13 protein-coding genes are annotated in these 12,749 nt (G+C 61.0%); 6 read left to right on the forward strand and 7 right to left on the reverse strand.

The genetic code is table 11. The annotated features are described in order from the left end of the window. The first annotated feature begins 217 nt into the window (after positions 1-217). Complete coding sequence (gene uvrC, locus PAE61_RS13320) at positions 218-2,077, forward strand: excinuclease ABC subunit UvrC (RefSeq protein ID WP_271112864.1); 1,860 nt, start codon at positions 218-220, stop codon at positions 2,075-2,077. Positions 2,078-2,107: 30 nt separating this feature from the next. On the opposite strand, the gene ruvX is transcribed toward uvrC, so the two are convergent. Together ruvX and ccmI are read right to left on the reverse strand one after the other, a co-directional pair. Further along, positions 2,108-2,575 carry a Holliday junction resolvase RuvX gene (gene ruvX / locus PAE61_RS13325; protein ID WP_271112865.1) on the reverse strand — a complete coding sequence of 156 codons (468 nt, stop codon included), beginning with the start codon at positions 2,573-2,575 and terminating at the stop codon, positions 2,108-2,110. Further along, on the reverse strand, positions 2,572-3,804 hold the full coding sequence (gene ccmI, locus PAE61_RS13330) for a c-type cytochrome biogenesis protein CcmI (protein ID WP_271112866.1): 1,233 nt from the start codon (positions 3,802-3,804) through the stop codon (positions 2,572-2,574). Before ccmI ends, ruvX begins: the two co-directional genes overlap by 4 nt. 179 nt (positions 3,805-3,983) lie before the next feature. Here ccmI and PAE61_RS13335 point away from each other — a divergent pair, with 179 nt between their 5' ends. Further along, positions 3,984-4,211 carry a hypothetical protein gene (locus PAE61_RS13335; protein WP_271112867.1) on the forward strand — a complete coding sequence of 76 codons (228 nt, stop codon included), beginning with the start codon at positions 3,984-3,986 and terminating at the stop codon, positions 4,209-4,211. Positions 4,212-4,377: 166 nt separating this feature from the next. Beyond that, on the forward strand, positions 4,378-4,977 hold the full coding sequence (locus tag PAE61_RS13340) for a superoxide dismutase (RefSeq protein WP_271112868.1): 600 nt from the start codon (positions 4,378-4,380) through the stop codon (positions 4,975-4,977). A gap of 56 nt (positions 4,978-5,033) precedes the next feature. Here the strand turns inward: PAE61_RS13340 and PAE61_RS13345 are convergent, their stop codons facing one another. After that, a complete protein-coding gene (locus PAE61_RS13345) occupies positions 5,034-5,291 on the reverse strand; it encodes a DUF6522 family protein (RefSeq protein WP_271112869.1) in 258 nt (85 codons plus the stop codon). 77 nt (positions 5,292-5,368) lie between these two features. Between PAE61_RS13345 and PAE61_RS13350 the strand changes: the two genes are divergently transcribed. Together PAE61_RS13350 and PAE61_RS13355 are read left to right on the forward strand one after the other, a co-directional pair. Beyond that, positions 5,369-6,043: a 5-formyltetrahydrofolate cyclo-ligase gene (locus tag PAE61_RS13350; protein ID WP_271112870.1), complete on the forward strand. Its 675-nt coding sequence runs from the start codon at positions 5,369-5,371 to the stop codon at positions 6,041-6,043. Between the two features lie 73 nt (positions 6,044-6,116). After that, the gene (locus tag PAE61_RS13355; RefSeq protein WP_271112871.1) at positions 6,117-7,016 is read left to right on the forward strand and encodes a lysozyme family protein; all 900 of its coding nucleotides are present in this window, start codon (positions 6,117-6,119) and stop codon (positions 7,014-7,016) included. 72 nt (positions 7,017-7,088) lie between these two features. On the opposite strand, the gene prpB is transcribed toward PAE61_RS13355, so the two are convergent. The 4 genes from prpB to PAE61_RS13375 all read right to left on the reverse strand — a co-directional run bounded on the left by prpB (position 7,089) and on the right by PAE61_RS13375 (position 11,205). Beyond that, entirely contained in the window at positions 7,089-8,003 is a 915-nt protein-coding gene (prpB, locus tag PAE61_RS13360) for a methylisocitrate lyase (RefSeq protein ID WP_271112872.1), read from the reverse strand. A gap of 150 nt (positions 8,004-8,153) precedes the next feature. Continuing rightward, positions 8,154-9,290: a bifunctional 2-methylcitrate synthase/citrate synthase gene (gene prpC, locus PAE61_RS13365; protein ID WP_271112873.1), complete on the reverse strand. Its 1,137-nt coding sequence runs from the start codon at positions 9,288-9,290 to the stop codon at positions 8,154-8,156. An 11-nt stretch (positions 9,291-9,301) separates the two neighbouring features. Then, positions 9,302-10,816 carry an MmgE/PrpD family protein gene (locus PAE61_RS13370; protein WP_271112874.1) on the reverse strand — a complete coding sequence of 505 codons (1,515 nt, stop codon included), beginning with the start codon at positions 10,814-10,816 and terminating at the stop codon, positions 9,302-9,304. After that, a complete protein-coding gene (locus PAE61_RS13375) occupies positions 10,813-11,205 on the reverse strand; it encodes an acyl-CoA thioesterase (RefSeq protein WP_271112875.1) in 393 nt (130 codons plus the stop codon). The genes PAE61_RS13370 and PAE61_RS13375 overlap by 4 nt, the downstream gene beginning before the upstream one ends. Positions 11,206-11,327: 122 nt before the next feature. Between PAE61_RS13375 and PAE61_RS13380 the strand changes: the two genes are divergently transcribed. Beyond that, positions 11,328-12,740, forward strand: a complete 1,413-nt coding sequence (locus PAE61_RS13380; protein WP_271112876.1) for a short-chain fatty acyl-CoA regulator family protein — start codon at positions 11,328-11,330, stop codon at positions 12,738-12,740. Positions 12,741-12,749 lie beyond the last annotated feature (9 nt).

Here is a 12,749-nt window from a genome sequence, read left to right on the forward strand (position 1 = left end):
GGCCTTGGCCGAATATCATAAAAAACCAATATAAAACATGCAGTTATTATATTGCCTAATTTTTAATCAACTTAATAAAAAGCGTCGAAATTAAAGCATATGTGTCATTCGCCACTGCTTGCCCACAAAGTTATCCACAGAAACCGTGGACAGGTTTGATTATGAACCCATATCTGCGGACTTGCAGCCGCCCCCCGACATCACCCATCTTTCTGTCATGACAGATATTGCAGCCAAGCCGACCGGGCGAGAGTTGATCGCTGACTATGTAAAGACGCTCGATTCCAGTCCTGGCGTCTATCGGATGCTGGGATCGAAGGGTGAGGTGCTTTATGTCGGAAAGGCCCGGAATCTGAAGGCCCGGGTTTCGAATTATGCACGCGGCCACGGGCATACTGGCCGGATCGCGCGGATGATCCGCGAAACCCATTCGATGATGTTTCTGACCACGCGCACTGAAACAGAGGCACTGCTGCTGGAGCAGAACCTCATCAAACAACTTAAGCCGCGCTATAATGTGCTGCTGCGCGACGACAAATCCTTTCCGAATATCCTTGTCGCGAAGTCTCATCCGTTCCCGCAGATCAAGAAGCATCGCGGCGCAAAATCTGAAAAGGGCGATTATTACGGCCCCTTCGCCGGTGCCGGAGCCGTCAACCGGACGCTGAACCAGTTGCAGCGCGTGTTCCTTCTGCGCAACTGCACCGATGCGGTGTTCGAAAGCCGCACCCGGCCTTGCCTGCTGTACCAGATCAAGCGGTGCAGTGCCCCCTGCGTCGGGCGGATATCAGAGCCGGATTACAACGCTCTGGTGCAGGATGCAGAGCTTTTCCTGAAAGGGCGCTCGACAAAGATACAGGCCGATCTGGCGGCCGAAATGGCTGACGCTGCCGAGGCGATGGAATATGAACGCGCCGCTGCTTTGCGCGACCGTATCAAGGCCTTGACGGCAGTTCAGTCGGTGCAGGCGATCAACCCGCGCCATATCTCGGAGGCGGATATCGTCGCGCTGCATATGGATGCCGGGCAAGCCTGCGTGCAGGTCTTCTTCATTCGCGGCAATCAAAGCTGGGGGAACCGCGATTTTTACCCCCGGCTTGGCGGCGTTGAATCGCCCGATGAGGTGATGCAGGCCTTCCTGATGCAATTCTATGACAACAAGGTTCCGCCGCGCATGGTGCTGTTGTCACATGGCGTCGAAGATATGGACCTGATGGCCGAGGCTTTGTCCGAGAAAGCCGGTCGCAAGGTCGTTCTTGGCGTTCCTCAGCGCGGGGAAAAGGCAGAGCTGGTCGAAAACGCTCTGCGCAATGCGCGTGAATCGCTCGCCCGGCGCATGTCCGAGGGGGCCGCGCAGATGAAGCTGCTCGAAGCTCTGGCCGAGGCGTTCGACCTGCCCTCTGTTCCGCAGCGGATCGAGATCTACGACAACTCGCATATCATGGGGACGAATGCAGTTGGCGGCATGGTGGTGACAGGCCCCGAAGGCTGGATCAAAAGTCAGTATCGCAAATTCAACATCAAAGGCACCGAGATCACGCCGGGCGACGATTTCGGCATGATGAAAGAGGTTCTGACCCGCCGCTTTGCCCGGCTGCTGAAAGAGGACCCGGACCGGCAGGGCGATGCCTGGCCCGATCTTCTTCTGATCGATGGCGGCGCGGGTCAGGTCAGCGCCGTGCATGAAATCATGGCGGATCTCGGGGTCGAGGATATTCCCATGATCGGCGTCGCCAAGGGTCAGGATCGCGATCACGGCAAGGAAGAGTTCCACCGCTTCGGCGGGCGGCCCTTCGCGCTGCGCATGAACGACCCGGTCCTGTATTTCGTCCAGCGGATGCGGGATGAGGCCCATCGTTGGGCGATTGGCACACATCGCGCCAAACGCGCAAAGGCGGTATCCGCCTCGCCTCTGGATGAGGTGCCGGGCGTCGGAGCTTCCCGAAAACGTGCGCTTCTGGCGCATTTCGGCTCGGCAAAAGCGGTGAGCCGTGCGGGGGTGACGGATCTGACGGCGGTTGACGGGATCAGTGAGGCGCTTGCGCAGAAGATCTACGACCATTTCCGGGGTGAATAGGCCCTTCGCCGGATCTGTTGTCGGGTCGCCTCAGCCCAGAAACCGCAGCCGGTCCAGAGCGCCCTGCAAAATATACCCCGCCGCAACCTGATCGATCACCTCGGCGCGGCGTCGGCGCGAGGTATCGGCCTCCAGCAGCGCCCGCTCGGCGGCGACGGTGGACAGACGCTCATCCCAAAAGGCGATGGGCAGTTCGGTCAGATTGCTCAGATTCCGGGCGAATGCGCGGGTGGACTGGGCGCGAGGCCCTTCGCTGCCATCCATATTGCGGGGCAGGCCCAGTATCAGACCCCTCAGGTCCCTCTCATGCACGATCTTCAGCAATTCGGCGGCGTCCAGCGTGAACTTCTTCCGCTTGATCACGCAAAGCGGCGTCGCCACCTGACGCATCACATCGCTGACCGCAACGCCAATCGTCTTGGTTCCCAGATCGAGCCCCGCGACGGCACCCATCCCGGGAAGCGCAGCGGAAAACCCGGCAATATCTTCAAAGATCATTCCAGCCCCGATCCGGCTGCCGCCGCGTTGACTGCCGACAAGGCGTTCGGATCGTTCGCGTAACGGGTACGCGCCTCGGCCAGAATTTCGGCGGCGTGTTCACGGTCCCCGATAATAACAAGCGATGAAATCAGCCTCGCCCATTCATCCGGCGTCCCGCCTTCAGCCGCGAGACGACCCTCAAGCTGATCGACCATAGACCGAATGAAATCCCGCCGCTCTTCCGGGGTCATTTCGGCTGCGGCAGCCATCTGATCGGCATCGGGTCCCCGTGCCCCCTGCGCCGGGTCCGGCGGGACATAATCGGGCTGACCGGCCAGCCAGGCAATATCCCCGATCACCTCGCGGATGGCAAAACTCCAGGGAGAATCCGGCGGGCTGTCCTCAAGAAGCTGCGCCCAGATCGGGAAAGCGCGATCCGGGCGTCCGTTCTGGGCCTCAAGCAACCCGGCCATATATCTGGCCTGCGCATTGCCGGGGTCCTTGCGCAGCGCGATCTTCATTTCCGCCTCGGCTTCCGGCGTGATCAGCCCGCCTGCCGCTTCCGTCATCACCCCGGCAAGGAAAGCGTGATCCGCAGAAGTGGCGGCCTCTCCTTTCACCGCGATCAACCGCTGCTGAGCATCCTTGGCGGCAATCGCATTGCCCAGACGAGCCTCGTTCCGCGCCAAGAGGGTCAGCCCCTCGATATCCTCGGGACGCTCGGCAACGGCTTCCCGAAGCTGCTCGATCAGTTCGGTATATTGCGCGGATGGCGTAGGCATATCGCGGCGCGGCCCCTCTCCGGCACGCTGTTCCGCCTCGGCCTGAGAGGGGCGGCTGTCATAACGGACTTCGGCAGAGGCAATGCGGGATTGCAGCGCCATATCGGGCTGACCGGGCGTTCCCATGCGCAGATAAAGCGCCGTTCCTGCCAGAAGCAGCACGAGAAGAACAACCCCCGCCGCAACGCCATAGCGACCGCCCGCCTGACCCGGACCACGGTCACGCCGCAGCGCACGATCCGCATCCAGCACTTTCCGGCCGATTTCGTTGCGCAGCCTTTCGGCATCGGCAGCGTCGATGATCCCGCGCGACACATCACGGTCCACCTCGGCCAGCTGATCACGATAGACCCGCAGATCATAGGCCGCAGCCGGTTCGGCCTGTGACTGGGCAGCATGCCAGAACGGCCAGGAAATCGCGATCAGGACGATCAGGGTCAATACGGTGGCAAGAAGCCAGAACATGGGCGCTCCTTTCGGCTGCACCCTAGTTATTCTGTTTCACCCGCAGGCAAAACCCCGCCGAGCAGATGTCTGACGTGACTTTCCTGCATCATGCTGCGGCAGATTGCTGCATGCTGCGGATCCATAACCCCGAGTCGCGCATTGAGCAGACACGAAACAGGGAAACAACGGAGCATCTCATGGCTGAAGGCCGTAACAACAATCTCTATTTCATCATCGGCGCAGTTGTGGTCGCGGTGCTGGTCATCTTCTGGATGATGAGCGGTGGCGATGACGACATGGCAGCAGGCGACGGCGACACCACGGTCGTCATCGAAGAAACCCCGGCGGATGATACCGATTCCGCAGTCGTCGTGGAAGAGGCGCCCGCCGAAGAAACCACGACCGGCGAAGCCCCCGCCAACTGATTTCGGCATTCAGCCGGACATAAACCCCGGGGCATGCGCTTCGGGGTTTTTCCTTGCTAAGCCTATATGTTAAGCGAATTCTGGAACCTGTCCGCAACCGCCTGCGTTGCGTGAGAGACCGATGACGGGCAAGCATTTCGCGCGCCCCAGACAAGAGGATGAACTCATGGCTTTTACGCTTCCCGATCTTCCTTACGCTCATGACGCTCTTGCCGATAACGGCATGTCGAAAGAGACTCTGGAATATCACCACGACATCCACCACAAGGCCTATGTCGACAATCTCAACAAGGCGATTGCCGGGACCGAGTGGGAAGGCAAATCGCTGGAAGACATCGTCACCGGAAATTTCAAGGACAGTGCTGTCGCGCAGAACGGCATTTTCAACAATGCCAGCCAGCATTGGAACCACAGCCAGTTCTGGGAAATGATGGGGCCGGGAAGCTCCTCCATGCCCGGAGAGCTTGAGAAGGCGATCACCGATTCCTTCGGTTCCGTCGACAAGTTCAAGGAAGAGTTTTCCGCTGCTGGCGGCGGTCAGTTCGGCTCTGGCTGGGCCTGGCTGGTCAAGGACAAGGATGGCAGCCTGAAGGTCACCAAGACCGAGAACGGCGTGAACCCGCTCTGCTACGGCCAGACCGCCCTGCTTGGCTGCGATGTGTGGGAACATTCCTACTATATCGATTTCCGCAACAAGCGTCCGGCTTATCTTGAGAATTTCCTCAACAAGCTAGTGAACTGGGAAAACGTCGCCTCGCGCATGTAATCCCGGCTCTGCAATCCGGAATATCCTCAGGCCCGCCGGTTTCCGGCGGGCTTTTGCTATTTCACAGATCGCCGGAAACGCGCCCGGCTTAAAATATTCCCGTCCGCATCCACGGTCAGCCGCAATGTCCGATCACGATAGAAGAAATTCAGCCGGAACCGCCCCTCATCGCTGCCTTCACCTTTTTCGAAGCGCGTCGTGATGGCGCCGCTCTGCATGGCCCGTGCAATGGCATGGTGAGGAAGATCCAGCCCCTCGGCGATGATTTTCGCATCGACTGTGAAATCTTCTCCGTTTCGCGTAATCTCGGACATGGCTGGCCCCTTCCTGCCTGCCAGAGCCTATTCCCTGAGCATAATCCGAATATTGTCTTAATCCGGTCGAAAACAATATGAGCAACGATCCGTCCGACAAAGACTATGCTTCTCCGGCCTGCATGGCCTCGGAAATCGCGCCGGATTATTTCGGCCCTGTTGCTGCTGATCCGGTGCAAAGCCGTGATGCGGAACGCTGGCGCAAGGCTGAACGCTCGCGCCTGATTGAGACGCGGGAAGCCCTGTCTGCATCGGCGCGGAAAGCGGCAGACGACGCCATCGCCTCGCATCTGGATACGGTTCTGGCTGAACGCTTTGGCGGTGCAGAAGGCATGGTTATTACCGGATACTGGCCAATCCGGTCCGAGATCGACCTGCGCGGCTGGATGCAGCGGCAGGCAAAGCGCGGCGTGCGGATCGCCCTGCCCGTCGTTACCGCCAGAAACGCCCCGCTGATCTTCCGTCCCTGGACCCCCGAGGCGAAAATGCGCAAAGGTCTGTGGAAAATTCCCGAGCCTGATACTGCGGAAACCTGCCTGCCTCAGATCATGCTCGCGCCGCTGGTCGGCTGGGATTCGTCCCGGTTTCGCATGGGCTATGGCGGAGGGTTCTACGACCGCACCCTGTCATCACTTCGCCCGCGGCCCTACGCGATCGGGATCGGTCTGCAAAGCGGGCAATTGCGGACGATTTATCCGCAGCCCCATGATGAGGCGCTGGATCTGATCGTCACCGAAGCCGGTCCGGCCTGAGCCCCGTGGCAGATCGCGGCGGAAAAGCAGCACGATAAACCTGTCCTTAAATCTTCAGGTCTAATCAGGCCCGATGCGATGCCTGATTGCCTTCCTTCTTCTTTTCCCGACCCTTCTCCGGGCCGATTCGGGAAATGATCCGGCAAGCCTGTGCGAATGGGCCGCCGGGGTGGCTGCCGTGGAATTCGGCGTACCGCCGGATATCATGGCCGCGCTCACATTGACCGAAACCGGCAGGCGGCATGGCGGCACTGTCCGCCCCTGGGCGTGGAGCGTGAATGCAGAAGGCGCGGGAAGCTGGTTCGACGATCCCGATGCAGCACTGGCTTTCGCCGAGGATCGCGTGGCCCGGGGGCGCCATAATCTCGATATCGGATGTTTTCAGCTTAATTATTACTGGCATGGTGAGCATTTCCTGTCAGTGGCCGAGATGTTCGACCCGCTGAACAATGCCCGCTATGCGGCTGGATTTGTCAGCCGGCTTCATGCCGAGATGGGCGACTGGCGCCGGGCCGCAGGGGCGTTTCATTCGCGGACGCCGAAACATGCGCACCGCTATCTGGCCCGTTTCGATCAGATCCGCGCGGGGTTGGGGCCGCAGGGCTTTGGATCGCGTGGCAATCTGCCGGAAACCTATAACAGCTTCGCCTCAGCCGATATGGCGACGGTCAACGCGCTGCCGCAGCCCTCCCAGCAGGTGCGGATCGTTGACCGGCGCATGTTGCTGGGGGCTCCGCCGGGGACCGGCGTGACGGGGATGCCGGGATCTCTGGCAGCGATTGGCGGCAAGCGGACAGCGCTGTTATCGCGCGGCTCTGTCCTTATCTCTGCCGGGAGGGGCCCCCTGATCGGACCGGGAGCATCACCCCCGGTGATCGCCGCAGAGCGGCGGCGTGGCCGTCCCCCTCGCGAGCCACCGCCGGAAGGGTATTTGCCTGCTCTGCAATCTTTTCCGGACGAAGAACCGTTATAGCGCAGCGACAGTCGTTCCACTGGAACAGGCCAGCCCCGAAGAACCGGAACGGCCTGCCAGATCGGCGCTGTCTCAGGCCTTCCAGTCGGGCGCGACCGAGGCCGCGATGCTGGCGTCAAGCGCCTCGAATTCATTCAGCTTGATCATGTCATACAGCTCTTGCCTTGTCTGCATTTCATCAAGCATCGCCGTTGTCGCACCGTCGCGAGCCAGCGTGGCATACAGCTTTTCCTGCGCCTTGTTCGCCACCCGCAGCGAGGACACAGGCCAGATCACCATGTCATAGCCCAGATCCTCGAATTCCTGCGCTGTCAGGGCAGGAGTACGGCCAAACTCGGTCATATTGGCCAGCAGCTTGACGCCCGGAAGGGCCGCGCGGACCTCTTTGAACATCTCGACCGAGGTCAAAGCCTCGGGGAAAATCGCATCGGCCCCAGCCTCGACATACATCTTCGCCCGTGCGACAGCGCCCTCGATCCCCTCGCTGGCAGCGGCATCGGTACGGGCGATGATGCGCAGATGGCGGCGTGCCCTGGCGGCGGCGGCGACCTTGGCTGCCATGTCTTCGGCCCGGGCCAGTTTCTTGTCGTTCAGATGGCCGCATTTCTTCGGCAACAACTGATCCTCAAGATGCACGGCACCGGCCCCCGCATCCTCGAATGTGCGTACCATATGCATGACGTTCAGCGCCTCGCCATAGCCGGTATCGCCATCAACCAGCAGCGGCAACTGACTGGACCGCGCGATCTGGCGGATGAAGAAGGCGACCTCGTCCACGGTGATGATGCCCAGATCCGGCAGCCCCATCGAGGCGGTCATCGCCGCACCCGACAAATATAGCGCGTCGAACCCCGCCGCCTTCGCCTGAAGCGCCGACTGGCCGTTATGCGCACCGGGCAGGCGCAGAATGCCGGGGGAGTCCAGCAATTCCTGAAAGCGCTCGCCCGCCGGGCGGTCAGGATATTCGGACCCGATGAGATATGGCATGGTATTTTCCTTTTCTGATCGCTGTCGCCATTATGGTCAGCTTCACCCGGTTCTCGCGCCAGCGACGGCCACGCGTCCGCCCGCCTCATGGCGGGCGCGTTCCGCGCCCACCCGTGCGGACGCTATCCGCTTAGCGCAAGCGTTCCTCGGTCAACCCCGCTTCGCCAGCGGCACGAATTCCCGGTTCTCCGGCCCGGTATAATGTGCCGAAGGACGGATGATCTTGCCGTCCTCACGCTGCTCGATCACATGCGCACCCCAACCGGAGGTCCGCGAGATCACAAAAAGCGGTGTGAACATCGCTGTAGGCACGCCCATCTGATAATAGGACACCGCGCTGAACCAGTCGAGATTCGGGAACATCTTGCGTTCCTCATCCATCACCGTCTCGATGCGTTCAGCAATGTCGAACATCCGCGTATCGCCAGCCTCATCCGAAAGCTGCTTCGCGACCCGCTTGATCACCTCATTCCGGGGATCGGCGACGGTATAGACCGGATGGCCGAAACCGATGATGATCTGCTTTTCGGCCACGCGCTTGCGAATATCCTCTGCCGCCTCATCGGCAGAAGCATAGCGCGACTGCACCTCGAACGCAGCCTCATTCGCGCCGCCATGTTTCGGGCCGCGCAACGCACCGATCGCCGCCGTGATGGCCGAGTACATATCCGAACCCGTCCCCGCGACCATGCGGCCTGTGAAGGTCGAGGCGTTGAATTCATGTTCAGCGTAAAGGATCAGCGAGGTCTGCATCGCCCGGATATGGCTCTCCGAAGGCGTCTTGCCGTGCAGCAGCCGCAGGAAATGCTCGGCGATGGTGGATTCGTCGCCCTCGACCTCGATGCGGCGGCCATTATGGCTGTAGTGATACCAGTAAAGCAGCATCGACCCCAGAGAGGCCATCAGCCGGTCAATGATATCACGCGCCCCGGCAAGATTGTGATCATGCGCCTCAGGCAGTGTACAGCCAAGCGCCGAAACCCCGGTGCGCATCACATCCATCGGATGCGAAGCGGCAGGAAGCTGTTCCAGAACCGCCCTGACCGGGGCCGGAAGCCCGCGCAGACGCGCGAGCTTCGCTTCATAGGCCGCAAGCTGGGCCTTGTTCGGAAATTCACCATGCACTAGCAGATGAGCGATTTCCTCGAATGTCGCGGCTTCCGCGATATCGAGAATATCATAACCGCGGTAATGCAGGTCATTACCGGTCTCGCCAACTGTGCAAAGCGCGGTATTCCCGGCCTCGACCCCCGAAAGGGCCACGGATTTCTTGGCTGTCTTCGCCATATCTTCCTCCCTTATTTACCGAAATCGAAGATCCCCGCCGGACGCGGCTCGCCAAGCTTTCCAGCCTCGACCACGAAGTTCAGCGCCGCCAGATCACCCGCCTTCAGATCGCGCAGCGATTCCGCCGCCTGAAGGAAACGGGTCTGCTCTGCGCCCGACAGGATGCCTTCGGACAGGGTCAGGAACTTGTTCTTGTAATTTTCACGCACGAAAGGCCGTGCGCCATCGGGATGGGCATCGGCAAGCGCCAGCTCATCCTCGATCACGCTGCCATCCTTCATGGTGATGACCACGCGCCCGCCGAACGCTTTTTCCTTGGGGTCCTTGGAGTGATAGCGGCGGGTCCACTCCTTGTCCTCGGTCGTGGTGATCTTGTGCCACAAATCGACCGTTTCCGGGCGGTTCGCACGTTCCGGCGCATAGGATTTTTCATGATGCCAGCCGCCATCTTCCAGCGCGACGGCAAAGATATACATGATGGAATGGTCCAGCGTCTCGCGGCTGGCCTGGGGGTCCATCTTCTGCGGGTCGTTTGCGCCGGTGCCGATCACGTAATGGGTGTGATGGCTGGTATGGATGACGATATTGTCGATCTGGGACATATCCCCGACCTTCGGCCCCATGCGGCGGGCAAGGTCGATCAGCGCCTGAGACTGGTATTCCGCCGAATGTTCCTTGGTATAGGTATCGAGGATCGCCCGCTTCGCCTCTCCTTTACCCGGCAGCGGGACATTATAGATCGTGCCCGGACCCGACAGCAGATAGGCGATGAACCCGTCCTCGCCCTCCCATGCGGGGGACGGTGCGCCTTCACCGCGCATGACGCGATCCACGGCCTCGATCGCCATCTTGCCGGCAAAGGCGGGGGCATAGGCTTTCCACGAGGAAATCTCACCCTTGCGCGACTGGCGGGTGGTGGTGGTGACATGCAGCGCCTGCTGCACGGCCTGATAGATCACCTCGGTCGGCAGGCCCAGAAGCGTACCGATTCCGGCGGCGGCTGACGGGCCGAGATGGGCGATATGGTCGATCTTGTGTTCATGCAGGCAGATGCCGGTAACCAGATCGACCTGAATTTCATAGCCCGTCGCAAGGCCACGGATCAGATCCGCACCCGACTTTCCGGTATGCTGCGCCACGGCCAGAATCGGCGGGATATTATCGCCCGGATGCGAGTAATCCGCCGCCAGATAGGTATCGTGGAAATCCAGCTCCCGTACCGCCACGCCATTGGCATAGGCCGCCCATTCCGGCGAGATCGTCTTGCCGCTGTCAACGCCGAACACCGTCGCGCCGGGGCTGTAGGGATGCGCCATCGCCTGCGCACGCGCCGAGGCCACCGGACGGCGAGCAACCGACGCGGCCGCTACCGAGGCATTATCGATGATGCGGTTGATAATCATCTCGGTCACGTCGTCATCGACGGCCACGTCATCGGCGGCCACTTCCGCGATTTTCCACGCAAGCTGGTCTTCGCGGGCCAGATTTTCGGCGGATTTATAGGTACGGACTTCGTGCGTATTCATGAACGCTTCTCCCCTGAGATGATATTCCTTGGCCTGCCATGTTCATTCACGGCCACCATCTGAAACCGGCCCTGCACGACCTTGCCCTTTTCGCCTGTCGCCGGGTCTTCGCAATGACCGGAAAGCTCGACAACCATCGAACTGTTTCCCGATTCGCTGACATGGGCATGAACCGAAAACAGGCTTCCGACCGGCACCGGCGCCGTGAAGCGCAGATCGCTGACCGAGCCGAGAACGACATTGGCACAGGCATGACGGCTGGCAGCGGCAAAGGCCGCCTTGGCCAGCATCGACAGCGCATTTCCGGCAAACAGCGTCCCGTAATGGTTGGCCTGCGCGGGCAGGATCACCTCGGTGAGCACCGTCATGTCGGAATCGGTTGAGGACATGCAGAACCTTCGCAAAATTTACACGCACAGCTTCACATAGGCCTGTATTCTTCGTAAAGATTGAAGTTGTACAGGGTTGCAAAGCTTACCCCTCTGCTTTGCAAAGATTGCGAAGGAACGACATGGGGAACGCCTATCTTGGCGGTCAGCTGCGCCGCCTGCGCGAAAACCATGCCATGACACAGGCAGCACTTGCCCGCGCAGTCGGGATCTCTCCGAGCTATCTGAACCAGATGGAACGCAATCAGAGGCCGCTGACCATGCGGGTCCTGTCCCGGCTGGATGCGCTCTTTGGATCAGAGGCCCGCCCTCTGCACGATCAGGGCGGAGATGGGCGGCTTGTGGCCCGGATGCGGGCGGCACTGGCGGATCTCGACGGACCGGTCTCGCTGCGGGAACTGCACGAGCTTGCCGATAACAGCCCCACCATCGCCCGAAATATCGTTGAGCTGCGCAGGCGGCTGCGTCTGGCAACGGAACGCGCCAGTCTGCTGGCCGAACAGGTCTCGGGTCAGCCTGGCCAGCCCGTCGCCCCGACCGCTTTCGAGGCAGTGCGGGATTATTTCTACACTCACCGCAACCATATCGACGATCTCGACCGCGCCGCCGAGCCATTGGGCGAGGCCCTGCCGGTCAGGCACCGCGACGAACGGCTTGCGGCGCGGCTGGCCGAACGTCACAAGGTAAAGCTACAGACCGGAACCGACAGCAATGTTCTGCGCCGCTATGATCCCCGGACAGCGACGCTGCATCTTTCGCCGCATCTGTCACCCGGTCAACGCGCCTTTCAGATCGGGACGCAGCTTGCCCTGCTGGAAGCGTCCGACATTATCGAAGCGCTTTGCGCGGGGTCCGGTCTCTCGGACGGGGATTTGCCGCTGCTGCGCATCGGGCTGGCGAATTACTATGCCGGGGCGCTGATCATGCCCTATCGTCGCTTTCTGGCTGCCGCTGAGGAAACACGCTACGATATCGAGCTTCTCGCCCAGTATTTCGGCGTCGGGTTCGAGACCGCCTGCCACCGTCTTTCCACGCTTCAGCGGCAGGGCGAAGAAGGTGTGCCGTTCTTTTTCATCCGCGTTGACCGGGCGGGCAATATCTCGAAACGGCAATCCGCGACGGATTTTCATTTCTCGCGCTTTGGCGGGTCCTGCCCCCTCTGGACAATCTATGATGCCTTCTCACGCCCCGCCGAGGTTCTGACCCAGCTTGCCGAAATGCCGGACGGGCGCCGCTATATGTGGATCGCGCGGACGGTGACGCATGGCAAGCCGGGCTTCGGCGCAGCGGCCAAGCATTTCGCCATCGCGCTTGGCTGCGATGTCATCCACGCGGAAAGGCTGGTCTATGCGAAGGCGCTGGATCTGCGCACCCCCGAGGCCGCGACCCCGATCGGACCGGGCTGCCGCCTCTGCGATCGCCCGGCCTGTCCGCAGCGTGCCTTCCCGATGGTCGGCCAACCCCTTGCCGCGCAACCCTCGCGGAGCGATTTCGCGCCCTATTCCTCGCCCGCCCCTGCCGGAGCAGGCTCGTAGCACTCTACA

Origin of the sequence: Paracoccus aerodenitrificans (genome assembly GCF_027913215.1) — a bacterium.
GTDB classification, from domain to species: Bacteria; Pseudomonadota; Alphaproteobacteria; order Rhodobacterales; family Rhodobacteraceae; genus Paracoccus; species Paracoccus aerodenitrificans.